The organism is Maricaulis sp., from assembly GCF_048268525.1.
In the GTDB taxonomy this organism is placed as follows: domain Bacteria; phylum Pseudomonadota; class Alphaproteobacteria; order Caulobacterales; family Maricaulaceae; genus Maricaulis.
The window spans coordinates 35,369-60,461 of sequence record NZ_JBLWVH010000017.1; the positions used below are offsets into that span (position 1 = coordinate 35,369).

The following is a 25,093-nucleotide window of genomic DNA, read 5'->3' on the forward strand; positions in this document are numbered from 1 at the left end:
TCTGACGGATTTACAACGCCCGCGGCTTGCTGCGGGCGTTGTCGTGTCTGGCGACGCGATATAGCCTCCCGGCAACAAGCGGGGAGGCTTTCTCATGAGTGCCAAGACATGGATGATTTCGCTGGCCGTTCTGGCCGTAGCCGGGTGTGGTCAAAGCGAGGAGGCCGGGCTGATCCAGGAAGGCGGAACGGCAGATCTGCGCGACAGCGCCGCCGATCTGGTGATCTGGGGCGGACCCATCTACACCGCACGCGATGACGAGCCGATGGTCGGCGCCGTCGCAGTCCGCGATGGCCGCATTGCCTTCGCCGGCCCAGAGGAAGCGGCCCAGGCCTGGATCGGCGACGAGACCCGTCTGGTCGATCTCAATGGCGGAGCGATGTATCCCGGCTTCACCGACAGCCATATCCATGTTTACGGCGTCGGCCAGCGCGAGCGCACGCTCAATCTGGACAGCGTCACCTCGCTCGCCGAGCTGGTCGCCAGCGTCGAGGCGGCGATCGCCGATACGCCCGAGGGCGCCACGCTCGCCGGGCGCGGCTGGATCGAGACGCATTGGCCGGAAGGGCGCTTCCCGACCCGCCAGGATCTCGACCCGGTCTCGCCCGACAATCCGGTCATCCTGCGCCGCGCCGACGGTCATGCCCTGGTCGCCAACAGTGCGGCTCTGGAGGCCGCCGGCATCACCCGCGACAGCGTCGCCCCGTCCGGCGGGGAAATCCTGTTTGACGAGGCGGGTGACCCGACCGGCCTCCTGGTCGACACCGCCATGGGCGCGATGTCCTCACTGGTCGAGGCGCCGTCTCCGGAAGTCGTCCGCGAGACCTATGCCGAGGGTGCGGAGCGTCTGGTCAGCCTGGGCTGGACCGGGGCCCATGACATGTCCGTGCCATGGTCCATCGTGCCGATCATTGAAGATCTTGCGATCAGTGGTGAGCTGCCCTTGCGCAGCTATCTCTCGGTGGGACCGGAAGGGTATGCGCCGCTGGCGGCCGGTGGGCGCCGTGATGTCGCCGACGGGCGTGTCATCACCCGAGCTGTCAAACTCTACATGGATGGTGCGCTCGGTTCGCGCGGCGCGGCCTTGCTGGAGCCCTATGCCGACCGTCCGGAATCCTCCGGCCTGGCCATCGCCGAAGCCGACGAAACCATCGGCCTGTTCACCGATGCGCTGCGTCAGGGCATCCAGATGAATGTCCACGCCATCGGTGATCGCGGCAATCGCTATCTCCTGGACTGGGTCGAGGAAGCGCGCGCACAGGTGCCGCAGGAGGAATGGGCGCTGGCCGATCCGCGCTGGCGGGACGAGCACAGCCAGATCCTTGATCCGGCCGACATTCCCCGCTTTGCCGAACTCGGTGTTATCGCCTCCTTCCAGCCCAGCCACGCCATCGGCGATCTGCATTTCGCACCAGACCGGCTGGGTGATGAACGCCTTGTCGGCGCCTATGCCTGGCAAAGCCTGCTGGATGCCGGCGCCCACATCACCGGCGGTTCCGATGCCCCGGTCGAACAGGGCGATCCGCGCATCGAATACTATGCCGCCGTGGCCCGGGCCGACCTGTCCGGTTTCCAGGGCGAGAACTGGCATGCCGAAGAAGCCCTGTCGCGCGAGGACGCCTTGAAGCTCTTCACCGCCTGGCCGGCCTATGCCTCCTTCCGCGAGGACGAACTCGGTACCATCGCCGTCGGCATGCGCGCCGACTTCACCGTCTTCTCCGACGACATCATGACCATCCCGGAAGCGGACATCCTCACCGTCGAACCCTGGATGACCGTGGTCGATGGCGAGGTGGTGTATGAGAGCCCGGACAGCTTCCATCACGGGGAGTAGGGGGCGGCATCCTGTTGATCGGGCGATCGGCCCACCGCCTGGCGTCCGGCGGCGCTGTCGCGGCGGGGCCGGGTTGATGAAGGCGCGTCTGCCATGGATCTGACACTGGGAAATTTCTTCGGGGTCATGTCGATCCTGATCAGCTTTGTCTGCGTGCTGCTGGCCGGTTTCCTGCTGTCCGTGCCTACAGTGCGCCGGCAGCCGAACACGTTTCTCGCGCTCTTCCTGCTGCTGACCGCGATCGAAATGAGTGGCTGGCTGTGGGTCAATCCGGGCAATGCCAATTCCTGGAGCAACGGGATCAGGGTGGCGCTCGGCTTTCTTCAGATGCCGGTCTTTTTCGGTTTCTTTGTCTCGTCCTGCTATTCGGACTTTGCCCTCAGGCGCCGCGACATCGCGCACCTCATTCCCTGTTTGCTGGCGCTGGTGCTGATCGTGCCGGGCAGCCAGATCCCGTTTGCAGCCGCGGCCGATGACGGCGTTCGCATCTCCGTACTGGAAGCCGATGCGCTCTGGATCGGCAGCCATATCAGCTACTACGGCTATATGAGTGCGGTGCTGGCCGTGCTGTGGCAGTTTCGCAGCCTGTTTCGCGAGCATCATTCCGGTGCCCGCTCGGAAATGCTGATCTGGCTGACCCAGCTGGCGGTGGTTTCGCTGATTGCGCACACACTGATCCTGGTGCGCAATCTCCTGGCCTTTACGGCGGCCAGCCAGCTGGTGCTCGGACTGCAGGTATTTGGCGCGCTGCTGGCCCTGGCGATCACCAGCTGGATCGCGCTGAAGTCACTCCTCCAGCCGCACTTGTTCCGCGATGTCGACCGGCGCGTGCTGGACCTGGGCAATCGCCGGGCCGGGGGCGGTTCAGCCGGCCAGATGGATGCCCGGCAGCGACAGGTCGAGACCGTGCTGGAGTTCATGGATCGTCATGAACCCTATCTGGATCCGCGCTTGAACCTCGCCAGCCTGGCCGACCAGCTCGCCATGACGCCGCGCGAAGTGTCCGAACTGCTCAACCAGTCGACCGGCATGCATTTCTTCGATTTCGTGAATGGCTATCGGGTGAGAAAGGCCCAGGATCTGCTGCTCGCGACGCCGCGCCAGTCGGTCCTGGAAATCCTTTACGCGGTCGGCTTCAACTCCAAATCCTCGTTCAACACCGCCTTCCGGAAACATGCGGGCGTGACCCCGAGCGCCTATCGCGAGCGCGGCTCGACGATGTGAGCGACGCGTTCGGGTAAGCGAATACCCGTCCGGGTTTGCACAAAAGGGTTCGACTTCACGAAGTCGGTCGAAGCGCGCCGCCCGCCCGGGCATTCAGGACCCCACACAAAACGAGGGTCCACATGATGTTTTCCAACTTCCCTGCTGCCCGCCTCCTGGGCGTTGTCGTCAGCCTGTCTTTGACCGCTTGTAGCGGGTTGGCACCCGCACCGGACTTTGTCGACGAGCCCGAGACACGGGCGGCTCAATCCCTGATCGAGCCCTGGAAGTCCGACATCGCGCCGGGTGTCGCGGTGGCGGTCGCCATGGAGGGTGAGCCGGTCTGGATGGACGCTGCCGGTCTGGCCAATCTCGAACATGCCGTACCGATTGCGCCGGACACCGTGTTCCAGGTCGCTTCCGTCGCCAAACAGTTCACCGCCTTCGCGGTGTTGTTGCTGGCTTCTGAAGGCGCGATTTCGCTCGATGACGATATCCGCGACTACATTCCCGAACTCTTTGAGCCGCCGCAACCGGTCACCGTGCGACATCTGCTCGACCATGCTGGCGGGCTGCGTGAGCAACATACGCTGACCACCATGGCCGGCTGGCTCGACGATGATATCCGCACCCGTGACCAGGTCATGGCCTTGAATGCCCGCCAGCGCGGCGTGAATTTCCCGGCCGGCAGCGAGATCGAATACAGCAATACCGGCTATACGCTGCTGGCCGAGCTCGTCGCCCGGATCTCCGGCATGTCTTTTGACGAGTTCACGCGGACCCGCATGTTTGAGCCGATTGGCATGACCGCCACGCGGTTTGATGGCGACCGGAACGCCCTTATTCGCGGGCGTGCCACTTCTTACTACCCGTCCCGGGACAGCTTTGCCCCGATCATCGCGGCTGGCGAAACCATCGGCTCGACAGGACTCCATACCAATGCTCCGGACCTGCTGGCCTGGGGGCGGAATTTCGAGACGCGCGACGTCGGGAATGCGTTCGTCTTCGATCAGATGGCGGAGCGCAATCACGCCGACAATGGGGATGCAGCGATCTTCGGTCGGGGGCAGGAGCGGCGGATCCATAACGGGCTTGAGACCTGGTCCCATGGTGGACGCGATGCCGGCTACCGGTCCTTTCTTCTGCGCGTGCCGGCGCATGGGTTCACCCTGGTGATCCTGAGCAACCGGACCGACTTCGACACCGCCGACCTCGCCTTTGACCTTGTTGACCTGTTCCTGGGCGACAGGCCGGAATACCGGCTTCCCGCCAGCCCGGACTGGACACCGGCCACGCGGGCCGAGCTGGATCAATATGTCGGCCATTACGAAGTGTATCCCGGCATCATCTTCACGATTTCGGCGAATGATGACGGGCTGGGGTTTGCCCAGTACGGGGCGCCGGGGGGTGAGACCACCATCCTGCCGCAAATCGGCCCGCACGAATTCCGGCTGTCGGCAACGCCCGACCTCGCGCTTGTGTTCGAGGCGCCGCAAAACGCGCAATCGCCCGGTTTGCGATATCGCATCGGACTGCATGGCACGATCCCGGGGCGACGCATCGAGCTGGACCCGTTTGATCCCGCCTCGATGAACCTGGCCGACTATGCCGGCGTCTATGAAAGCGCAGAGCTGGCCACACGCTATGTGTTGAACGTGCAGAACGGCGTCCTGGTCGCCGATCACGCACGTCGGCCGTCCTTCAGCCTCACGCCCTATCAGACGGACTCCTTTCTCGGCCTGTCGGGTCCGCTTCAAGCGATTGCGTTCACACGGGATGCGAGTGGCGCGGTGACCGGCATGACGGCGTCGGCATCGCTGGCCGAGAATGTCCGGTTTGAAAGGGTTACGCCCTGATCAGGCTGGCGGCAAAATCCGGCGCTGAAGACGCCGACCCGCTCCCCGTCCACCTTGCTTCTCCCCCCGTCGGGGAGAGGCGGCTTATCCCCGCTGTGCACCGCCAAAGCCGTCATCCTGACGCAAGTCGGTACCCAGTCTCGCACACTCGATTTCGCCAATCCTGGCAATAACTTGCGTCGCAGACTGGGTCCCGGCCTTCGCCGGGATGACGGTGGGTGGGGCAAAAAAAAACCTCCAAACTTATCCCCACCCCTTATCCGCCGACACATAATGCCCTTGGTTTTCGGGACGGGAGGCGCGAGCTCAGTCACTTGTGCCCGGAAGCGAGCGGAGCCTGTCCGCGCGTCGGGAGTGACACCCCGATGCTCCGGCAGGGCGTGCGACCAGGTCGCGGGGCACTAAACGACCGACCCCATCTACCTGACGCATTGGAATCGGGGGCGAGAGCGTCCGGGAAAACTCCGTGTGCGGGATGCCTGTCGAAGCTACCGTTATTAAATCAGCGCTTTATCGGCTGAGGCCGGTATCCCGCACCCTCCTCCTGCCCAAACCGCCAGGCGATCTCGCCGTGGCGCGGGCAAGCCTGTCGATCACTTCAAACACAGGAAAGGAGCTGCTGGGGCGCGTCTTCCCGCCCGTCATTCGGGCATTTTGAGCAGACGCGTTGGCGTCGGCTGCCGGGCGGGAAGGCCGCTCAATGGGGAATAGGGGCGGGCCTAGTCGAGCTGGAAGGCCAGAAGCAAAGTCCGCTGGGAGCCGCTGTAATTATCGTCGGACATCAGCAGGAGGACGGTCCGGCCATCGCGTTCGGTGATGGCGAGGCCCTCGAAATTATCGACTGTCTTTCCGGCCTCCAACGTCCCGAGCAGTTCCGCTTCGATGGGGGGGCCAGCTTCCAGGGCGTCGACCGCAAAGCGCAGGATCCGGATCCGGTTTCCGATGCCGGACTGCCAGAAGCGTTCAAGCGCGTAGACATGGCCGTCATGATAATCCAGCGAGGTCAGGCCATAATCCGGCTCGGCCGCCAGATCGGACCGGGACCAGTCTCCCTCCCGGTGCAGCCAGAGTGGATAGGTGCCGGCGCTGCCATCTTCCACGCCGGCGAGCAGGGCGCCACCAGGCAGGGTGGTGAGCCCTTCCATGCCGCCATTATCGGTGAATTCGGCCGCACCCGGCGGTGCCGGAAAGGCTTCGCCGATACTGTCCAGCCGGCTCCAGTCCTCACCCAGCGCATAGGTGTTGATCCGGTGTTCGCGTTCGAAACTGACGGCGTAGGCGCCGCCACCCAGATCCGCGATGGCCTCGCTGTCGGCGGCCCGTCCGTCCAGCGGATCGCCGGTGCGAGAGAGGATGGGGGTGATTGAAAACCCGCCGACGGAGAGGCTGCCGTCGGTCTCGCCCCAGTCGATATTGGCGGTCATCCAATAGGCGCTGTCGGACACGGCGAGGAGGCGGGCGCCATCGGGTGACAGGGTGAGGGCCGAGAAACCGCCGAACCGCTCATCGGGATCGGTCAGCGCGACCCCGCCCAGATAGCTCAGCCGGTCCAGGTCTGTTCGATCGGGTGATTGCTCATAGAGCGGTACGGCCTGGCTGCCGGGCGGTGTCAGGTCGGGATCGGCCGAGCAGGCGGCCAGACACAGCGGGAGGAGGGGGAGAAGCAAAGAGCGCATGGGGCCGGCCTTGTTCGCAGCTACGAGGATAGGGCCTGTCTAGACCGGTGCGGCGGGACGGACCAGCCCTCTAGACTCGCCCGGCAATCGACGAGAAATCGACCCGGTTCAGGCCCGGCTTTCCGCTGGAGAAGCCGGCTTTGCCGCCACCATCCTCGTCGAACAGCGCCGCCAGCTGGTCGGTCATGGCGCCGCCGAGTTGTTCGACATCGTTGATCGTGACCGCGCGGCGATACCAGCGGGTGACGTCGTGGCCGATGCCGATGGCCAGGAGTTCGACCTCCGAGCGGGTTTCGATCATGGCGATGGTTTCGCGCAGATGGCGTTCCAGATAGCCGGCGGAATTGGCCGACTGGGTGCCGTCATCGACCGGGGCACCGTCGGAAATCACCATCATGATGCGGCGCTGTTCGGGACGGGCGGCCATGCGCTTCCAGGCCCATTGCAGGGCCTCGCCATCGATGTTTTCCTTCAGCAGGCCCTCGCGCATCATCAGGCCGAGATTGACCCGGGCCCGGCGCCAGGGCGTGTCGGCAGCCTTGTAGATGATGTGGCGCAGATCATTGAGGCGGCCGGGATGCGGTGGCTTGCCTTCGGCCAGCCATTTCTCCTTCGAGCGCCCGCCCTTCCAGGCCTTGGTGGTGAAGCCGAGGATCTCGGTCTTCACGCCGCAGCGTTCCAGCGTGCGGGCGAGAATGTCGGCACAGGCCGCCGCGACCATGATCGGACGGCCGCGCATGGAGCCGGAATTGTCCAGCACCAGGGTAACGATCGTGTCGCGAAACTCGGTATCGCTCTCCTGCTTGTAGGACAGCGGCAAGGTCGGGTCGGCGATGACGCGGGCGAGACGGGAGCCGTCGAGCACGCCCTCCTCGAGGTCGAATTTCCAGGCCCGTTCCTGCTGCGCCATCAGGCGGCGTTGCAGCCGGTTGGCGAGGCGGCCGACGACCTGGTCGAGACCTTTCAGCGTATTGTCGAGATATTTGCGCAAGCGTTCGAGTTCTTCGTTGTCACACAGGTCGGACGCCTGGATGACCTCGTCGAACTCGCGGGTGAAGACCTTGTAGGACTTGGCCTTGTCATCGCCGGACGGCTGCCAGTTCGGGCGCATGGCGGTCTGGGCCGAGCCCTCATCATCCATCGCATCGATCCGGGTATCGGCGTCGTCTGTATCGGCGTTGATTTCCTCTTCATCGCCGGCCGTTCCGGCGGCGTCGGGAGTATCGGGCTGGTCGCCCTGCTGGTCCTCGCCCTCGGCATCGTCGCCGGTGCGTTCCTCGCGATCGACGCCTTCATCCTCGTCATCGGGATTCTCGGATTGCTCGGGGTCGCCGCCGAGCTCGTCCGACAGGTCGAGATCATGGATCACGGTGCGCAACAGATCCGCAAAGGCGGTCTGGTCGTCGGCATTCTCGGCCAGTGCGTCGAGCGACAGTCCGGCGACAGCCTCCATCTGGTCGCGCCACAGCGACATCAGCCCGTCGGCCTCCTTTGGCGAAGGCTGGCCGGTGATGCGCTCGCGGACCAGCAGGGCGAGGGCCTCTTCCATCGGAGCGGACTGGCGGTCTTCGACACGCTGCCAGCCCTTTTGTTTGCAACGTATGGCGAGGGCGGCGTCCAGATTGCCGGCCATGCCGCGCATGTCGCGGGCCCCCAGGCCTTCGACCCGCGCTTGCTCGGCGGCGTGGAAGATGGCGCGCGCCGTGGCACCGGGCGGCAGGATGCGGGCATGGGCGGCTTCGTCGTGATGGGCCAGTCGCAGCGCCAGCGCATCGGCACGGCCGCGCACGGCAGCCGCCGCTTCCGGCGAGGGCTCGGCGCCCGGATTGGGCAGCACCATCCGGCCGCCTGACAGGCCGGCGATCTCGCCGCCAAAGCGCACATCGAGGTCCCGGTCGCCGGCAATGGCGCGGGTGGTGGTGGCAAGGGCGCGCTTGAAAGCGTCCGGATCGGCAGGGGGCTGGCTCATGGTGCCAAACCTAGCGGATTGATCACGGAAATCGAGCCGTCGCCGCCATCCTTTTCCAGTCCGCTCCGGAGCCTTGGTCGCCCGGTTTGTAAACGTCTCGCTAACCCAATCGTGGAAAACTGGGCAGCGGGCCCGTACAGGCAAAAATGCCAGGGCGGGCCGACCAGATGGTGGTGAGAGTCGACGGATGACCTTTTCGGTCCATTCCATGGCCTCAGTGAACTCCGCGCTGCAGCATATGAGCATGCTGCAATCGGAAAGTGCCAAGGTGCACGACCGAATCGCGACGGGGCTCAAGGTAGGCAGTGCCAGTGATAATGGCACGGTCTGGGCGATGGCCCAGGTCATGCGCACGGACAATGAGTCCCGGCAGAGCGCCCTCACATCCATTGATCTGGGCACCGGCGTGGTCGAGACCGCGCTCGCTGCCGCCGAAGGCATTTCCGATTTGATGGTGGAGATGCAGTCCAAGCTCGTTGCTGCGTCCGATACCACGCTGGATGAACAAAGCTGGCGCAGCCTGATGACCGACTTTATCGAATTGGGCAACCAGGCGACGCGTCTGGCCGAGAATGCCAGTTTCAATGATCTCAACCTGCTGGAAAGTGGTGGCGAGGACCTGTCGGTCCTGATCGGCAAGGACCCAGGCAGCACCATGACCATCGCCGCCGAGGACCTGACCGATGGTGGCGGAATTTTCGACGCCGGACTGGCAGCCAACCTGCCGCAGAGCGATAACGCGATTGTCGCGACCCAGCCAACCAGCGCTGACGTCGTTGCGTTCGAGGCTTCGCTGGTCGATGTGACATCGGCTGTCTCCCGATTGGGTGTCGGTCTGCGGTCTCTGGAAATCCAGAAAACCCTGCTGGTCAAACAGATGGACGTGACCAGCGCCGGGATCGGCAATCTGGTCGATTCAGACCTTGGCCGCGAGAGCGCAAAATTGCAGGCGCTCCAGGTGCGGGAGCAGCTGGGCATGCAGGCGCTGGAGATCGCCAACCGCTCGCCGCGGGTGATCCTGAATTTCTTCCAGTAAGGCAGGCTGCTTGCCGTCTTTGGCGCTGCGCCCTAAGTGGGCCTGAAAGCAGGCGCGGGGTTCAGCGTGACATCAAACATCGTAATCGGAGCCGGCATGGCCGGCCTGGCCTGCGCCCGGCATCTCGCGGATTCCGGCGAAAATGTCATTGTGCTCGACAAGGCGCGCGGCCTGGGAGGCCGTTTGGCCACCCGGCGGACGCAATACGGGTCTTTCGACCATGGCGCCCAATATGTCACCGCCCGTGATGCCGGCTTCGCTGCCTGGCTCGACCAGGCTGCGGCGACAGGCTCGGCCGCGCCATGGGAACAATTGGGTGTCGACCGCACCTGGTGGGTCGGCGCGCCGGGAATGAGCAAGCTGGTCGCGTCATTGGCCGAGGGGCTGGAGATCCGCAAAGCCTGTCATGTCGAGACGGTTGGGCAAGACGGTGAGGGTTGGCTGGTGGCCTGCGAAAATGGTGAGAGGCTTCAGGCAGACCGGCTCGCAGTCGCCATTCCCGCTCCCCAGGCCAAGACCTTGCTTTCCGGCGTCACGCCGCTGGCTGACCGGCTCGACGCCGTGCGTTACGCGCCTTGCTGGACCTTGATGCTCTCGCTGGCTGAACCGCTCGAACAGGCTCCGCGCGTGTATCGCGCCTCGGATGGGCCTTGTGCGTGGATCGCCTGCGACTCCACCAAGCCGGGCCGGTCAGGTGAGGGCGAGAACTGGGTCATCCAGGCCGGGCCGGGCTGGAGCGAAACCCATCTCGAGGAGGATCCGGAGACGGTCCTCGGCTTGCTTGGGAGCGCTTTTGAATCCTGGGCCGGTTCCCTGCCTGAGATCCGGTCGAGTCAGGTCCACCGCTGGCGTTATGCCCGCGTCCTCAACGCCCTCGATTCGCCCTGCCTGTGGGATGGTGACGCCCGTATCGGTCTGGCCGGCGACTGGTGTCTCGGGCCTCGGGTCGAGGCGGCCTATCTGTCCGGCCGGGCCCTCGCCGGGCAAATGCTGGAAATTCAGAGCCGATAGTGCTTGGCCAGCAGGCCTATCAGCTCGTCCATCTTCGCTTTCTGAGCGTCGGTATCGCCGCTTTCGATGGCGTGGGCGACGCAATGGCCGGCATGATCACGCAGGATTTCGCCTTCGACCGCGGCCAAGGCCGATTTCACGGCTGACAGTTGCGTGAGCACGTCGATGCAATAGCGGTCCTCTTCCAGCATGCGGCCAATGCCACGCACCTGGCCCTCAATGCGCTTGAGGCGGGCCAGGGATTTTTCCCGGGCCGGGGTGAGGGGCGTTTGGATCTCGGACATGTATCTTGTATACCCCCGGGGGGTATGATAGCGCAAGCTTATGAAACGAACGCGCTTCAATGCCCTGCCAGTCCTGGCGATCCTTCTTGCTGTTTCCGCCTGCGCAACGGTCGATCCGGCTGCCGAGCAGGCCAATGTGATGGCCAACCTCGCCGAACGGAGCGGACCGGTCGCCGACCCGGCCCTGCCGCGCGAGGGCGGGATGGTCAGCGAAGACATGGCGGTCAGCCTGGCGCTGGCCAATAATCACCGTCTTCTGGCACGCCTGAACGAGGCTGGCCTGGCCCGGGCCGACCAGGTGATGGCATCGCGCCCGGTCAATCCGCTGGTCGAGGTCATGACCTTGCCGGGTGATGGCCATGGCCGCGTCTGGGATGTGGATCTGCGCGCCTCCCTGTTGGGTATTGCGGCGACGCCCTGGCGGGCCGCTGCCGCGCAGGATCGCTATGAGGCCCGGCAGGCCGGGACCGTATTGGCGGCCCTGGACTTCATTGCCGACACACGCCGCGCCTGGGTCGAGGCCGTCGCCGCTCGTCAACGACTGGACCTGCAGCAGCGCATCCGCGATGCTGCAGCGGCAAGCCTCGTTGTGGCTGAGGAAATCCGTTCGGCGGGCAATTCCCCGGCGCTGGAATTGGAGCGCGAGCGGATGTTCGCCCAGCAGGCCGAGCTGGACTATCTGGAGGCGGAGCACGCTGCCCTGCAGGCGCGGCTCGCCCTGGGGCGTCAGCTCGGTATTCCCGTTTCAGCAGACCAGCTGCCCTCGCGGCTGGACGCTGGCAGGGCGCCGCTCGAGGCGCTCGACCCGCAGGCCGCATTGACCGCCAGCCTGCCCCTGGCCGCTGCCCGCGCCAATGTCGAAGCGGCCGCCGGCGAGGCGGGGCTGGAGAACTGGGGCAGCCTTCTCGAACATGTCGAGCTGGGCGGCGTCTTCGAGCGCGAGGATGGTGACTGGTCCCGCGGCTGGATGCTGGAATTTGCCCTGCCGATCTTCGATACCGGCTCGGCCCGTCGCACTGCCGCACAGCTGCGGACGGAACAGGCCATTCATCAACACGCCGCCCTGGCCTATGATATCCGCAATGCCCTGGAGGCGGCCGAGGCCATGGCGATGCTGGCGCAACGGCGTTTCACCCATATTGAAGATGACGCCCTGCCGACCAGTGAGCGCCTGATGGATGCGACGATGCGCCAGTATAATGCCATGCAGGTCAGCGTCTTTGATCTGATGGCCGCTGTGCAGATGCGCAGCCGGACCGGTCAGGCCTATGTCGAGGCGCTGGCCGATTGGCACCAGGCGCGGATCGTGCTCGACCAGATCCGCGCCGGTGGCTCGCCCGCGATGGTCGCAGCCAGCGATAGCGGTGACACAGCCCCGACCCGGGGCGAGGGAGATCACTGATGGGTATTTCCAGACGCGATGCCCTGCTGGCCGGGTCTGCCGGTCTCGCCGCGACCGGTCTGGCCACCGGCTCGGCCTCGGCCCAGCCGGTTTCGCCCCGCGCCCACAGCGCCTCGGTGCCGCATGACCGGACCTATTCTCCCGGACGGCCGGGCCGCGATTACACGCCCGTGGTCACGCCGGATGGCGCGACCCTGCCCTACCGGATTGTCGACGGGGTGAAGGTCTTTCATCTCATTCCCGAAGAGGTCGAGCACAGTTTCGCGCCCGGCCTCAACGCGAGAACCTGGGGCTATAATGGCCGCACCCATGGCCCGACCATCGAGGCGGTTGAGGGTGACCGGGTGCGGGTCTATGTCACCAATCGCCTGCCGGCACCGACCACCGTGCACTGGCATGGCGTCATCCTGCCCTCGGGCATGGACGGGGTGGGCGGTCTCAACCAGCGCGCCATCCTGCCCGGCGAGACCTTCGTCTACGAGTGGACTTTCCGCCAGCACGGCACATTCATGTACCACTCGCATCATGACGAGATGACCCAGATGGCGCTTGGCATGATGGGCATGATCGTGGTTCATCCGCGCCAGCCAACGGGGCCGCGCCCGGATCGCGACTATGCCATCATGCTGTCGGAATGGGTGCTGCATCCCGGTGCCGAACGCCCTGATCCCAATGCGATGGGCGATTTCAACATCCTGACCATGAATGCGCGTTGTTATCCCGGCACTTCACCCCTCGTTGCCGAGCGTGGCGAACGGGTGCGGATCCGCTTCGGCAATCTCTCTGCCATGGATCATCACCCGATCCATCTGCACGGCTATGCCTTCACCATCACCGAGACCGATGGCGGCGTGATCCCGGTTTCGGCGCGCCATCCCGACACCACCGTGCTGGTGCCGACCGGGTCCACGCGGACAGTCGACTTCGTCGCCGACAATCCGGGCGACTGGGCCATGCATTGCCACATGACCCATCACGTCATGAACCAGATGGGCCATGGCATTCCCAATCTCACCGGCGTCAATGCCCGCCGCATCGACCGCGCCGTCGGCGCCCTCCTGCCGACCTATATGACGATGGGCCAGGACGGGATGGGCGAGATGGGCCAACACATCGAGATGGGCCATATGCCGGTGCCAGACAATTCCCTGCCCATGGTCGGGGCGCCGGGGCCGCGCGACTACATCACCATGGGCGGCATGTTCACCATCCTGAAAGTCCGTGACCGACTGACCGGCGATGGCGATCCGGGCTGGTATGACAATCCCGAAGGCGAGGCCCGCCCGGCCCGCGCCGATGAACTTAGCCGCGACGGTATAGACACGACCGCTGAGGACGCTCCGACCTCCGCCAACCCGCATCAAGGACATCAGCCATGATCACACTTCTCGCCACCAGCCTCCTGCTCGCCACCGCCAGCGCCGATCATCACGGCAACCACGATCATCATGGTGGTCACGCCATGGCCGATGCCGAAACCATGGCCCAGTCAATCGTCTCCGCCGATGTGCGCACGGTCGACACAGAGGCCCGCACAACCCTCCTGCGCCATGAAGCCATGCCGGAACTGGGCATGGGCGCCATGGTCATGCCCTTCGCGATCCATGAGCGCGTGGATATCGCGCTGTTCCAGCCGGGAGCCGCACTGATGGTCACGGTGACGCGCCGCGACGGCGAGCTGGTAGTGATCGCGGCGGAGGTGGATGAGAGCGTGGGCTAAGCCGCGCTCACACTTTTCACCGGCGCTTCCGGCAGATCCACGCCAAACACCCGCTGATACATCTCGGCGATGACCGGGCGTTCCAGTTCGTCGCACTTGTTCAGGAAGGTGAGGCGGAAGGCCATGCCGAGATCGCCGAAGATTTCCTGGTTCTCGGCCCAGGTCAGCACGGTGCGCGGGCTCATCACGGTGGAGATGTCGCCATTGATGAAGGCTTCGCGGGTGAGGTCGGCGACCTTGACCATGTCCTCGACCTGTTTGCGGCCTTCGTCCGAGCCGGCCAGCTTTTTCATCTTGGCCAGTACGATGGCGTTTTCGGTCTCGCGCGGCAGATAGTTCAGCGTGGCGACGATCGACCAGCGGTCCATCTGGCCCTGGTTGATCTGCTGCGTGCCGTGATAGAGGCCGGTCGTGTCCCCCAGGCCGATCGTGTTGGTGGTGGCGAAGAGGCGGAAGGACGGGTTCGGCCGGATGACCTTGGTCTGGTCCAGCAGGGTCAGCGAGCCCGAGGCTTCCAGCACGCGCTGGATCACGAACATCACGTCGGGACGGCCGGCGTCGTACTCATCAAACAGGAGGGCGACCGGGCGCTGCAGGGCCCAGGGCAGGATGCCTTCCTGGAATTCGGTGATCTGCTTGCCATCCTTCAGCACGATGGCGTCCTTGCCGACCATGTCGATGCGGCTGACATGACTGTCCAGATTGACCCGGACCATCGGCCAGTTGAGGCGGGCGGCGACCTGTTCGATATGGGTCGACTTGCCGGTGCCGTGATAGCCCTGGATCATCACCCGGCGATTATAGGCAAAGCCGGCGAGGATCGAGCGCGTAGTCGCCGGGTCGAAGACATAGTCCGGGTCAAGGATCGGCGTGTGTGCGTCCGGCGCCGAGAACATCGCCACCTCGAAGCCGGGATCAAAGCCGAACAGGGCCTGGCAGTCGGCTTTGGCATCAGGCGCGGAAAGGGGGAAACTATCGCTCATCGAACCGGTCTTTATGGCTGGGCGCGCCTGTTATTGTCAGCGGCAGGGCTGCGGCGCGAGGGAGGTGATATACCGGAGGTATCGCACGCCCGGCGCGGCTTCAAGTCAATGCCGGTGACTGCATGCCATTCAGATCAGTCGGCGGCCGCGCGTGGCGAAATGAACCAGCGTGACAGCCAGCATCTCGGTGATGATGACCAGCATGCCGAACTGACCGGCATAGTATTGGCCATCGGTGATTTTCAGCCAGACGACGATATGGATCAGACTGCCGGCGATCATCAGGTACAATCCCAGCCTGCGCTGCAGTGCCGCCAGGATCATCCCGACCAGCCAGGCAAGGCTCATGGCGCAGAACCCGATGATCTCGATGGGTTCGGATCGGCGGATCGCCGTGCCGACATCAAGGCCGCCGATATGAGGATGCCAGAGCCCGGTAAACGTGCCGATGATCATGGCAGACCAGAGCGCCATGTAGAGCAGCGGCAGGCCGGCGAGACCAATCGACAGCCATCGGAACGGAAAACCAGGCCCGGAATTCTCAGACATCAGCACAATCACTTGTTTTGCCCGGGTCCAGAATCGCCCGTTAAAACAAACAAAGTGTTAGCCGTGCGGCGTCACGCCATGCCGGCGCTTTTCAGGATCTGGTAGGAGGCGATGACCCGGCCGAGTTGCTCTTCACTGGAGCGGTCGCCGCCATTGGCGTCCGGGTGCAATTGCTTGACCAGCTCGGCATAGCGCTTGCGCACCGTCGACGGGTCGACATCCGGCTCCAGGGACATGGTCTCCAGCGCCTTGGTCTGAAGACGGCCCAGGGATTTTTCGCGCGGCGCTTCCTTGTGCGGGTCCTTGCGGTCTCCGAACATGCCGTAGGGATCATTGAAGCCGTCGGCAAAATCGCGACTGGCCCTGGCGGCCTTGGCCGAGGCGGAATGGGTGTTCTTCCAGCCCCAGGTCGGGCGATGACCATAGGCGGCGCTCTCGCGGAAGGACTGGGCGGCGTTCTCGCTCATGCCCTCGAAGAAATTCCACGACTTGTTGTATTCCGAGGCGTGGCTCTGGCAGAACCAGTAGAAATCATTCAGCCGGTCATTGGCCTTGGGAGCCCGGCTATTGCCATGCTTCTTGCAGCCCGGCCATTCGCAGACACGCTCTTCCGGCGCCGGCTGATCCTTGGGCGGCTTGATGCGGATGTCTTTGAACCGCGGTTTGTAATTGTAGGCTTCTGACATGATCACCAATTATGGTCATGCGTCTGTAAAGCGGCAATGAAGCCGGTGAACAAAGAGGTGTGAAAATGGGTGATGTCGCAGTCCGGATCGAGAACAAACTGCAAAAAGCGTTCACACCCAGTGCCTTGACGGTCACTGATGATAGTCACCTCCATGCCGGTCATGCCGGCGCCCGGCCGGGTGGCGAGAGCCATTTCACGGTTGATATCGTCGCCAGCCGCTTTGACGGCTTGTCTCGGGTCGCCCGTCACCGCCTGGTCAACGAGGCGCTGGCGGAGGAATTGGCCGGTCCGATACATGCCCTGGTGATCCGCGCACGCGGGACGAGCGAATAAGTCTCGATTGGCCCGGTAGAGGGTTGTTCGGCAAGGCAAGGGGAAACAATCATGTCGGATCTTGTTTGGCGGCTGGCCCTGCTACTCATTGTAGCGGGCGCGACATCCGCGTGTACGACCCGTTTCGATGCGCCATCCTCGCTGTCGTCGTCCGAGCAACTCATTGCCGGTGAGCGGCGCCTGCTTGCCGTCGAGGAATATGCCGACGGGCCGGCTTTGGCGACAATGGGGCGGCTTTATCTTCCGCCGGTGACGCTGGCGGCCGGAGCCGATATCGATCCGGACATCCCGCCGGCGCGCCTGGATGATGTGCGGCGCCAACTGTCCCGCGATCTGTGTCAGCGCCTGGCGCGGGCCGGCTTTGACGTTCGCCCGGTTGCCAGTGCACCGGCGGTCGACAGGGATGGTGAGGTGAGTGCCATGATCAACGGCATCCGGCGCAATAATGTCGCGACAACCGGGGTCTCCCGACTGATCGGCGTTGCCGTGCCCGGCCCCCTCAATCCGCGCGTGCCCCTGGGCATTGGTGCGCTGGGCGTGGAGGCGGAAATCCTCGATGGCGAGGGTCGGCAGGTGGCGGCGATCCGCTGGGCCTCCCAGAACCATCTGGCTTCGGGCGGCGGTGTGACGACGATACTCGGCGGCACCGACGCATTTTCTGATCTTGCCGATGTCATGGACCTCTCAAGCGTCTTTGCCGACGCTTTCGGGGATCTGGTCGAGGAAGCCCGGGCTGATGGCGAGACTGTCGAAGCCGAAACGCCGCGCGGAACCTGCGACGCCTATCGTGAGCTGATCGACGCTGCGGCACAGGACGGTAGCTGATTTCCCGCGATCAGCGCACCGGACCTGGCTGATCAGGCGCCATTCACCACCACATCATCCGGGCTGACCGAGACACGCAGCTTGGTGATCTGGTTGCGGCGACGCTCGACGACTTCGAAGCGGGCGCCGTGGAAGCCGAAAACCTGACCGCGTTCCGGTATGGTCTGGGCTTCATGGATGACCAGGCCGGCAATGGTCACGGCCTCCTCGTCCGGCAGTTCCCAGTCGAGCGCCCGGTTGAGGTCGCGGATCGGCAGGTCACCATCGACCAGCCAGATGCCATCGCCGTCAGGCTGGATGCCCTCAACCGCGACATCGTGCTCGTCCTCGATCGCGCCGACGATTTCCTCGAGGATGTCCTCCAGCGTCACCAGACCCATCAGCGCGCCATACTCGTCGACGACCAGGGCAAAGTGCTCGCGCTTTTCGCGGAAGGCGTTGAGCTGGTCGAGGACCTCGGTGGTTTCCGGTACGAACCAGGCGTCGCGCCGCAAGGCGTCGATATCAATGACAGAGGCATTGCCGTCGGCTTCGTGGAGGGCGCGAGCAATGTCACGGACATGCAGGATGCCGATGATATTCTCGGTATCGCCCTTGTAGATCGGCAGGCGCGTATGGGGCGAGTGAAGCGCCTCGGTGACAATCGCTTCGGAGGGCTTGTCAGCGTCGATCATCACGATCGATTTGCGGTGCACCATGATGTCATCAACGGTCAGGTCGCGCAGGTCGAGCACGCCGCCCAGCATGTCGCGGTCATCCTTGACCACCCCGCCTTCCTCGTGGTGCAGCGCGATGGCGCCGCGCAGCTCGTCATGGGATGACAGGACCGGTCCGTCCACATTGGCGCCGAACATGCGCAACACATTGCGGACCACGAACTGGACAGCACCGACCAGGGGCGCGAACACCCGGACGATGATCAGGATCGGCCGTGAAACCGCCAGCGCGAACCGTTCCGGATTCGACAGGGCGTAGGTCTTCGGCATCACCTCGGCAAAGACCAGGACCAGGATGGTCATGACCAGGGTCGCCCAGACGACGCTGTTGCCGCCCAGCAGGGTCTCGAACAATTGCCCGGCAATCATCGACGCCAGGATGTTGACGAGATTGTTGCCGAGCAGGATTGAACCCAGAAGGCCTTCGCCGTCGGAAATCAGGATATTGACCCGCGCGGCAGCCGGATTCTTGTCGCGTTCGAGCTGCAGCATGCGGGCGCGGGAAGTCGCGGTCAGCGAGGTTTCCGAGCCGGAAAAGAAGGCTGACAGCAATAGCAGGCCGACAATGGTGAGGGCCGGTCCGATGATCGTCCAGTCGAGGCTCATGAGAGCTGGGTCTCCATAAAGGTGAGAAGGTCGGCTTCATCGGCGGCGTGGTCAATGAAGGCGTCGCCGATGGCGCGGGCGAGGATGAGGGTGATGCGGCCGTCGCGGTTCTTCTTGTCGTCCCGCATGCGGGAGACAAGGCTGGCGGCGTCCCAGTCAGTATGGGCCAGCTCGCCGGGGCTCGCTGGCAGGCCGACCGTGCGCAGATGGGCCGCAACCCGCGCCGCGTTTTCAGCGCTGCAATCGCCGCGACGGGCGGAATAGGCAAAGGCCAGTGCCGTTCCGACGGCGACAGCCTCGCCATGACGGATCACGTCCTTGGGGGCGTCGGCCTCGAAGGCATGTCCGAATGTATGGCCCAGATTGAGCAGGGCGCGGACACCGGTCTCGCGCTCGTCCTCGGCGACGATCCGCGCCTTGAAGGCGACAGCCGCTGCGACGGCCCGGTCCAGATCGGCCCCGTCGAGCACGTCCGGGCCAGCCGCTACGAGCTGCTCGAACAGCGGGGCGTCGCCGATCAGCGCCGCCTTGACGATCTCCGCATAGCCGGCCCGGCGCTCGCGGTCCGGGAGCGTGGCCAGGAGGTCGCGATCAGCGATCACCAGTTTGGGCTGATGGAAACTGCCGGCGAAATTCTTGCCATGTGTGGTGTTGATCCCGGTCTTGCCGCCGACCGAACTGTCGACCTGGGCGAGCAGGGTGGTCGGGATCTGGATGAAGTTGACGCCGCGCTTGGTCACGGCTGCTGCAAAGCCGGTCAGGTCGCCAATGACACCGCCGCCCAGCGCGATCACGGCTTCGGAGCGCTCGATATTGCGGTCCAGCAGCGCGTCGACAACCTGTTCCAGCCCGGCCCAACTCTTCGATGTTTCACCCGGTGCGACAATGACCGGTTCGACGCGCAGGCCCAGTTCGGTCAACTGCTCTTCCATGGCAGCGAGGTGAAGGTCGGCGACATGACGGTCGGTCACGAGGATGGCCCGGCCGCGCGGGAAATGGGCGGCCAGCTCCGGCCCGGCTGCGGACAGGGCGCCGGCGCCGACCAGCACGTCATAGGCCCGGTCTCCCAGGCCGACGGCGACCCGCAGAATGTCACTCACGCCCTCGCCTCCCGGCTTTCCAGTGCCTGCAAAATCGTGTCGAGCGTGATCTGGTGTGACCCGCCGGACGCATCCACATGAATGTCCGCTTCTGCATACGCGGCCTGCCGCTTGTTGAGCAAGGTCCTCAGCACGGTTTCCGGGTCTTCATCGCGCAGCAGCGGGCGGGTGTCGCGGCGGGCGACGCGTTGCACCAGGGTTTCGACATCGGCCTGCAGCCAGATCGAGGTCGCCAGCGCCTTGACCCGGTCGCGGGTCTCGCCATCGACAAAGGCACCGCCGCCAAGCGCCAGCACCATGGGCGGCTCCTCCAGCAGGCGGGCGATGACCTTGCGCTCGCCATCGCGGAAGGCGTGCTCGCCGAAATCCTCGAATATCTCTGACACGCTGCGTCCGGCGGCTTTTTCGACTTCCTCGTCGGCGTCGCGAAACTGCAGTTTCAGGGCATGCGCCAGGCGGCGACCAACTGTGGTCTTGCCGACGCCCATCAAGCCGATGAGCACGAGCGATTTCCGCGGTTTGTAGGCGTAGGACATGCTAGCGGTATAAACGGTCTGGAAATCGCCGCAATCAGGGTTAGGGTCGGATACTGACTGACCCGCAGCTGTGTGGCGGGTTTTCGAGGGATTGAGGAGTCGGATTCATGCGTGGTTTTCTGGTGGGTGTGGCGGTTATCGCCGGTCTCGTCGCGATCGGATTCGGCACGCTGGTCATGATCGCCAACGGCCTTGAACCGACCCGGGAGAATGTGCGTGTCGAGCTGGAAGACGATTTCCCGCGCTAGCCTGCTGGCTGCGCTGCTGGGCGGAGCCGCCACAGCCCAAAACCCGATCGAGGTCGAACGCCTTGACGCGCTCGATCCGCTCGAGGTTTCCCTGACCTCTCGCGGACTTGGCGAGCGGCAGTGGACCGGGACCGGACGCGACATGGCCGAAGCCGCGCTGATGCGCCTGCCCGGCACCGGCGATGGCGGTTATGCCAGTGAGGCGCTCGGCGATACCGCCCGTCTTATCCTGTTGTCCGGCGGACAGCCGCCGGCCGGTGGACGCGGCGACGCCAGGCTGGCGGTGCTGCGGCTCGACCGGCTGCTGGCAGCGGGCGGCGCCTATGACGCCTTTGATCTGCTGGAGCGCACGCCGAATGTGAACCGCCAACCGGAGTTGGCCCGCTGGCATGCCGAGCTGGGCTTTGCCACTGGCCAGAGCGAACGCGCCTGCCAGACCGCCAATGCCCTGATCGAAAACCGCGACGCGCCGGAATGGCTGCGTCGCCGCGCTTTCTGTCTGGCCCTGGAAGGGCAGGGCGCCGCGGCCGAGCTCACCGCCGAGCTGGCCCGGTCCCAGTCCGAAGACGAGGATTTCGACGCCCGCCTGTTCGCCTACACCCTGGCGACACCGGTCGCCGATACGGTCGGGCCGGCTGACAGCGGTCTCGACCTGGCGATGGCGCAGGCCCTGCTCGATCCGGAAGCCGACATGCCACCGATCGCAGACACGGCGCCAGCCTGGCTGATCGCGCTCGGCCACCGTCCGCCCTTCGAGACGCCCCGTATCGCCGATACGGCCGCCGCGCTTGACGCCGCGCTGGAGTTGACGGGTCGCGAGCGGCATCATGCCCTTGAAGATGTTCTGGCTAATGGTGAGGACCGGGAAGTGGCCGCCTTGGCGCTGGGTCACCTGCTGGCCGATACGGGCAGTGCTGCACGCTTCATCCATGTGGCCCGCCATCACGGCACCGAGGTTGAATCCCTGCCGGTGACCGAAGCGACGCTTGCGCATGGCTATGACATTGCCCTGGCGTCGATGATCGTTGGCGATTTGCGGGCCGCGGCCCGTTGGCGCAACGCCCTGCTGGATGGTCCACCCCGTCGGATTTCACCGGCGGCGCTGGCCGGGCAACCGATCGTCGAGACCGCTGACGGTCAACTCGTCTACGCCGACGGGACACCGGTCGATGCCGTGCAGCCCGAATGGGTTCCGCCATCACCGCAGCGCATGGTCACGCTCGACCTGTCGCTGGCCATCGCGCGCGATGCCCTGTCGGGCGGGAATTTCGATGCCGTGTTCGCGGCATGGATCGAGAGCCAGGGTGAGGCGGCGCTCGGTGAGCAATTGGCGCTGGCAGAGCTCGGTGCCGTTCTGCCGCAGAACGCCCGGCTGGCGGTGCTCGGCCGGGAAGCGGTTGCCACCGCGCCGGAATGGCCGGTGATGGAAATGGCGATGCGCTCCGGTGCCCGGGCCGAAACGGCGCTGCTGGCTGTCAGCCTGCTCAATCGCCCGGAGACTTCGGCGGACCCTGTGGTGTTCAGCCGGTCCATCGCGGGCCTGGACGCGGCCGGCCTGCGCGACAATGCGCTGGCGCTGGTGCTGGAGCGTGTGATCACGAGGTCGCGGTGAGCCAAGCGCCGTCCGGTGCCGGCCATGCCAATGGCATCCTGATCGAGCTGTTTCTCGACATGATGGCCGCCGAGCGCGGCGCGTCCCCCAATACTCTGGATGCCTATCGCCGTGACCTGTCTGACGTCGCCGTTCGCCTGTCCGGCCATAGCCTGGAAACCGCATCCACGCCCGATCTTGAAGGCGTTCTCGCGAGCATGGCCGCCGATGGCCTGGCCGCTTCGACCGCAGCCCGGCGCCTGTCGGCGATCAAGCGCTTCTACCGCTTTCTGCTGTCTGATGGTGTGCGCGAGGACAATCCGGCCACGCCCTTGCGGGCGCCCAAGCAGGGCCGTTCGCTGCCGAAGATCCTGACCGAGGCCGATGTCGACCGGCTGTTCGACGCCGCCGCCGCACTGCCCGGCGCTGCCGGCCTGCGAACGCGGGCCCTGATGGAGCTCCTTTATGCGGGAGGTTTGCGGGTGACCGAGCTGGTCTCGCTGCCGCTGGGCGCTTTTGTCCGGGCCGAGCGTTGTATCCAGATAACCGGCAAGGGCGGCCGCGAACGGCTGGTCCCGCTGACCGAGGCAGCGCTCGAGGCCGTCGCCGACTACAAGGCGGTCCGGGAGACCCACCTGCCGGCCGACAAGGCGAAAGCGGGCAGGGCCGCGCGCTTCCTGTTCCCGTCGCGCACCGCCAAGGCGGGCCATCTGACCCGGGAACGTTTTGCGCAAATCCTCTCGGACCTGACCCTGGCAGCCGGTCTCGATCCGGCCAAAGTCTCGCCCCATGTCCTGCGCCATGCCTTCGCCACGCACCTGCTGGCGCGCGGTGCGGATCTTCGCAGCGTGCAGATCCTGTTGGGGCATGCCGATGTTTCCACGACCCAGATCTATACCCATGTCCTTGACGAGAGACTGAAATCTCTCGTTCAGTCCGCTCACCCGCTCGCGCGCCGCGCGGATGACGATCCGCCCGATTGACGTATGCGTAAGCACGGTTTTTGAGGCTTGTGGCGCCGGGACCGGGTGGTTAGGTTGCCCCCCACTTTGGTGTTCACAGGCGTTGGCAGGGCATGTCCGACCCCACACGTACCTATCTCGATTTCGAACGGCCGCTGGCCGAATTGGAAGCCAAGATCGAAGAGCTCGAATCCCTTGCGGGTGAAGACTCTCCGGACATGGCGGAAGAGACTGCGCGCTTGCGCCAGAAGGCGGCCGAGCAACTCGCCGCGCTCTATTCCAAGCTCGATCCCTGGCGCAAGACGCTGGTCGCCCGGCATCCCGAGCGACCGCATTTTCGTGATTACCGCAAGGCGCTGATCGAGGATTTCGAGGAAATGTGCGGCGATCGCCGTTTCTCCGAAGACGCAGCCATCGTTGGCGGTCTGGGCCGTTTCCGGGGTCGCTCGGTGGTCGTGATCGGCCATGAGAAAGGCCACGACACCGAGACCCGCATCAAGCACAATTTCGGCATGGCGCGTCCGGAAGGCTATCGCAAGGCGATCCGCCTGATGGACCTGGCCGAGAAATTCAACCTGCCGGTGCTGACCTTCGTCGATACCGCAGGCGCTTATCCCGGCCTCGGCGCGGAAGAGCGCGGCCAGTCCGAAGCCATCGCCCGCTCGACCGAGCGCTGCCTGACGCTGGGTACGCCGCTGATTTCCACCATTACCGGCGAAGGCGGGTCCGGCGGCGCCGTGGCCCTGGCCAGCGCCAATGTCGTGATGATGCTGGAACACTCGATCTATTCAGTGATCTCGCCGGAAGGCTGCGCCTCGATCCTGTGGAAGGATTCGGCCCGGGCCAAGGATGCCGCCGTGGCCATGAAGGTGACCGCGCCGGACCTGCTGGCCATGAAGATCGTCGACCAGGTCATTCCTGAACCGATCGGCGGTGCCCATCGCCACGCCGCCGCGACCATGACCACGGTCGGCAACGCCATCGAAAAACATCTCGGCGAGCTGGAACAGATGGACGCCAAGGCCCTGCGCCAGCAACGCCGGGAGCGCTTCCTCGCGATCGGGCGGACGCTTCCCGGGGCTTAGGCACGTTGGTCGGCGACCGGCCCGGGTTGTGAACCCGCCGCCGAGGTCTGGCTCAGCCACAGGCTGGCCATGACTACGGCAATGCCGGCGATCTGGCTGGCTGACAGGCTCTGCCCGAGCACGATCCACCCCAGACAGACCGCCGTCATCGGACTGAGAAAGCCCAGCAGGGTGGCGCGTGACGGGCCGATAACGGCCAGTCCGCGAAACCAGATCCAGTAAGTCAGCGCCGCTCCCGGAATGGCCAGCCAGGCCAGGCCGGTCAGTGTCAGCGGATTGAGGGGCGGCAGGCCGCCATCCACGAGGAAGGCCAGCGGGACCAGCATCACACCGCCGGCAGTCAGCTGCCAGGCCGTAAGGGTGAGGGCCGAGACGGGGAATTGCCAGCGCCGGGTCAGCACGCTGCCGGCCGCCATGGCCAGCGCGCCGCCAAGACCGGCCAGCACCCCGATCATGTCCATTTCAGCATCGCCCGTGATCACCAGCAGAGCGACGCCTGCCAGTCCGGCAAAACCAGCCAGGACCTGCCGCGGTCCGATCGGGGTCGAAAGCGCGAGCCGGGCCAGGGCGATGACGATCAGCGGCTGGATGGCGCCGACGGTCGCCGCGACCCCGCCGGGCAGGCGGTAGGCGGCAATATTCAGCAGGCTCCAGAACAGGGTGAAATTCAGCCCGCCCAGGACCAGAAGTTTGCCCAGCCAGGGGCGTTTGGGCAGTTGCCGCACGATCAACAAGAGCAGCAGCCCGGCAGGCAGGGCCCGCAGGCAGGCAATGCCGAGCGCATGGCCTTCCGGCAGGGCCAGGGTGATGGCGAGGTAGGAACACCCCCAGACCGCCGGGGCCAGTGCTGTGAGCGCGATGTCGGACCAGCGCGGCATGG

Annotated in this window: 24 protein-coding genes; 14 read left to right on the forward strand and 10 right to left on the reverse strand. The window is 65.1% G+C overall.

Going from position 1 to position 25,093, the window contains the following annotated elements:
* Positions 1 to 94 precede the first annotated feature (94 nt).
* From ACN0X9_RS10085 to ACN0X9_RS10095, 3 genes are all read left to right on the forward strand, one after another.
* Positions 95 to 1,834 carry an amidohydrolase gene (locus tag ACN0X9_RS10085; protein WP_417487471.1) on the forward strand — a complete coding sequence of 580 codons (1,740 nt, stop codon included), beginning with the start codon at positions 95 to 97 and terminating at the stop codon, positions 1,832 to 1,834.
* A gap of 93 nt (positions 1,835 to 1,927) precedes the next feature.
* Entirely contained in the window at positions 1,928 to 3,058 is a 1,131-nt protein-coding gene (locus tag ACN0X9_RS10090) for a helix-turn-helix domain-containing protein (protein WP_417487472.1), read from the forward strand.
* A gap of 122 nt (positions 3,059 to 3,180) precedes the next feature.
* Complete coding sequence (locus ACN0X9_RS10095) at positions 3,181 to 4,893, forward strand: serine hydrolase domain-containing protein (protein ID WP_417487473.1); 1,713 nt, start codon at positions 3,181 to 3,183, stop codon at positions 4,891 to 4,893.
* Positions 4,894 to 5,612: 719 nt separating this feature from the next.
* Here the strand turns inward: ACN0X9_RS10095 and ACN0X9_RS10100 are convergent.
* Together ACN0X9_RS10100 and cobT are read right to left on the reverse strand one after the other, a co-directional pair.
* Positions 5,613 to 6,569: an esterase-like activity of phytase family protein gene (locus ACN0X9_RS10100; RefSeq protein WP_417487474.1), complete on the reverse strand. Its 957-nt coding sequence runs from the start codon at positions 6,567 to 6,569 to the stop codon at positions 5,613 to 5,615.
* A gap of 70 nt (positions 6,570 to 6,639) precedes the next feature.
* Positions 6,640 to 8,538 carry a cobaltochelatase subunit CobT gene (gene cobT / locus ACN0X9_RS10105; RefSeq protein WP_417487475.1) on the reverse strand — a complete coding sequence of 633 codons (1,899 nt, stop codon included), beginning with the start codon at positions 8,536 to 8,538 and terminating at the stop codon, positions 6,640 to 6,642.
* Positions 8,539 to 8,746: 208 nt separating this feature from the next.
* Here cobT and ACN0X9_RS10110 point away from each other — a divergent pair, with 208 nt between their 5' ends.
* Positions 8,747 to 9,574 (forward strand): flagellin, encoded by an 828-nt coding sequence (locus ACN0X9_RS10110; RefSeq protein WP_417487508.1) that lies wholly within the window; start codon positions 8,747 to 8,749, stop codon positions 9,572 to 9,574.
* 66 nt (positions 9,575 to 9,640) lie between these two features.
* On the forward strand, positions 9,641 to 10,585 hold the full coding sequence (locus ACN0X9_RS10115; protein ID WP_417487476.1) for an NAD(P)/FAD-dependent oxidoreductase: 945 nt from the start codon (positions 9,641 to 9,643) through the stop codon (positions 10,583 to 10,585).
* Here the strand turns inward: ACN0X9_RS10115 and ACN0X9_RS10120 are convergent.
* Positions 10,573 to 10,869 (reverse strand): metal-sensitive transcriptional regulator, encoded by a 297-nt coding sequence (locus ACN0X9_RS10120; RefSeq protein ID WP_417487477.1) that lies wholly within the window; start codon positions 10,867 to 10,869, stop codon positions 10,573 to 10,575. The two genes, ACN0X9_RS10115 and ACN0X9_RS10120, sit on opposite strands and share 13 nt — an antisense overlap.
* A gap of 40 nt (positions 10,870 to 10,909) precedes the next feature.
* Here ACN0X9_RS10120 and ACN0X9_RS10125 point away from each other — a divergent pair, with 40 nt between their 5' ends.
* The 3 genes from ACN0X9_RS10125 to ACN0X9_RS10135 are packed head-to-tail and all read left to right on the forward strand — an operon-like array spanning position 10,910 to position 13,991.
* Positions 10,910 to 12,271: a TolC family protein gene (locus ACN0X9_RS10125; RefSeq protein ID WP_417487478.1), complete on the forward strand. Its 1,362-nt coding sequence runs from the start codon at positions 10,910 to 10,912 to the stop codon at positions 12,269 to 12,271.
* The gene (locus tag ACN0X9_RS10130) at positions 12,271 to 13,650 is read left to right on the forward strand and encodes a multicopper oxidase family protein (RefSeq protein ID WP_417487479.1); all 1,380 of its coding nucleotides are present in this window, start codon (positions 12,271 to 12,273) and stop codon (positions 13,648 to 13,650) included. The genes ACN0X9_RS10125 and ACN0X9_RS10130 overlap by 1 nt, the downstream gene beginning before the upstream one ends.
* Entirely contained in the window at positions 13,647 to 13,991 is a 345-nt protein-coding gene (locus ACN0X9_RS10135; protein ID WP_417487480.1) for a copper-binding protein, read from the forward strand. The genes ACN0X9_RS10130 and ACN0X9_RS10135 overlap by 4 nt, the downstream gene beginning before the upstream one ends.
* Here ACN0X9_RS10135 and cobS read toward each other — a convergent pair.
* The 3 genes from cobS to ACN0X9_RS10150 all read right to left on the reverse strand — a co-directional run bounded on the left by cobS (position 13,988) and on the right by ACN0X9_RS10150 (position 16,209).
* The gene (gene cobS, locus ACN0X9_RS10140) at positions 13,988 to 14,974 is read right to left on the reverse strand and encodes a cobaltochelatase subunit CobS (protein WP_417487481.1); all 987 of its coding nucleotides are present in this window, start codon (positions 14,972 to 14,974) and stop codon (positions 13,988 to 13,990) included. The genes ACN0X9_RS10135 and cobS overlap by 4 nt on opposite strands.
* Before the next feature lie 129 nt (positions 14,975 to 15,103).
* The gene (locus ACN0X9_RS10145; RefSeq protein ID WP_417487482.1) at positions 15,104 to 15,523 is read right to left on the reverse strand and encodes a hypothetical protein; all 420 of its coding nucleotides are present in this window, start codon (positions 15,521 to 15,523) and stop codon (positions 15,104 to 15,106) included.
* 71 nt (positions 15,524 to 15,594) lie between these two features.
* On the reverse strand, positions 15,595 to 16,209 hold the full coding sequence (locus tag ACN0X9_RS10150; protein WP_417487483.1) for a J domain-containing protein: 615 nt from the start codon (positions 16,207 to 16,209) through the stop codon (positions 15,595 to 15,597).
* 65 nt (positions 16,210 to 16,274) lie between these two features.
* Here ACN0X9_RS10150 and ACN0X9_RS10155 point away from each other — a divergent pair, with 65 nt between their 5' ends.
* Positions 16,275 to 16,544, forward strand: a complete 270-nt coding sequence (locus ACN0X9_RS10155) for a BolA family protein (protein ID WP_417487484.1) — start codon at positions 16,275 to 16,277, stop codon at positions 16,542 to 16,544.
* Positions 16,545 to 16,595: 51 nt separating this feature from the next.
* Complete coding sequence (locus ACN0X9_RS10160; RefSeq protein ID WP_417487485.1) at positions 16,596 to 17,369, forward strand: hypothetical protein; 774 nt, start codon at positions 16,596 to 16,598, stop codon at positions 17,367 to 17,369.
* A 32-nt stretch (positions 17,370 to 17,401) separates the two neighbouring features.
* On the opposite strand, the gene ACN0X9_RS10165 is transcribed toward ACN0X9_RS10160, so the two are convergent.
* Genes ACN0X9_RS10165 through ACN0X9_RS10175 form a run of 3 tightly spaced genes read right to left on the reverse strand, consistent with a single transcriptional unit; the run spans position 17,402 to position 20,327 of the window.
* Complete coding sequence (locus ACN0X9_RS10165; protein ID WP_417487486.1) at positions 17,402 to 18,691, reverse strand: HlyC/CorC family transporter; 1,290 nt, start codon at positions 18,689 to 18,691, stop codon at positions 17,402 to 17,404.
* Positions 18,688 to 19,791: a 3-dehydroquinate synthase gene (aroB, locus tag ACN0X9_RS10170; RefSeq protein WP_417487487.1), complete on the reverse strand. Its 1,104-nt coding sequence runs from the start codon at positions 19,789 to 19,791 to the stop codon at positions 18,688 to 18,690. The genes ACN0X9_RS10165 and aroB overlap by 4 nt, the downstream gene beginning before the upstream one ends.
* A complete protein-coding gene (locus ACN0X9_RS10175; RefSeq protein WP_417487488.1) occupies positions 19,788 to 20,327 on the reverse strand; it encodes a shikimate kinase in 540 nt (179 codons plus the stop codon). The genes aroB and ACN0X9_RS10175 overlap by 4 nt, the downstream gene beginning before the upstream one ends.
* A gap of 107 nt (positions 20,328 to 20,434) precedes the next feature.
* Here ACN0X9_RS10175 and ACN0X9_RS10180 point away from each other — a divergent pair, with 107 nt between their 5' ends.
* The 4 genes from ACN0X9_RS10180 to ACN0X9_RS10195 all read left to right on the forward strand — a co-directional run bounded on the left by ACN0X9_RS10180 (position 20,435) and on the right by ACN0X9_RS10195 (position 24,213).
* Positions 20,435 to 20,575, forward strand: coding sequence for a hypothetical protein (locus ACN0X9_RS10180; protein WP_190273920.1), 141 nt, complete (start codon positions 20,435 to 20,437; stop codon positions 20,573 to 20,575).
* Positions 20,544 to 22,187, forward strand: coding sequence for a hypothetical protein (locus tag ACN0X9_RS10185; RefSeq protein WP_417487489.1), 1,644 nt, complete (start codon positions 20,544 to 20,546; stop codon positions 22,185 to 22,187). Before ACN0X9_RS10180 ends, ACN0X9_RS10185 begins: the two co-directional genes overlap by 32 nt.
* On the forward strand, positions 22,184 to 23,149 hold the full coding sequence (locus ACN0X9_RS10190; protein ID WP_417487490.1) for a site-specific tyrosine recombinase XerD: 966 nt from the start codon (positions 22,184 to 22,186) through the stop codon (positions 23,147 to 23,149). Before ACN0X9_RS10185 ends, ACN0X9_RS10190 begins: the two co-directional genes overlap by 4 nt.
* A 92-nt stretch (positions 23,150 to 23,241) precedes the next feature.
* Positions 23,242 to 24,213, forward strand: coding sequence for an acetyl-CoA carboxylase carboxyltransferase subunit alpha (locus ACN0X9_RS10195; protein ID WP_417487491.1), 972 nt, complete (start codon positions 23,242 to 23,244; stop codon positions 24,211 to 24,213).
* Here the strand turns inward: ACN0X9_RS10195 and ACN0X9_RS10200 are convergent.
* On the reverse strand, positions 24,210 to 25,091 hold the full coding sequence (locus ACN0X9_RS10200; RefSeq protein WP_417487492.1) for a DMT family transporter: 882 nt from the start codon (positions 25,089 to 25,091) through the stop codon (positions 24,210 to 24,212). The genes ACN0X9_RS10195 and ACN0X9_RS10200 overlap by 4 nt on opposite strands.
* Positions 25,092 to 25,093 lie beyond the last annotated feature (2 nt).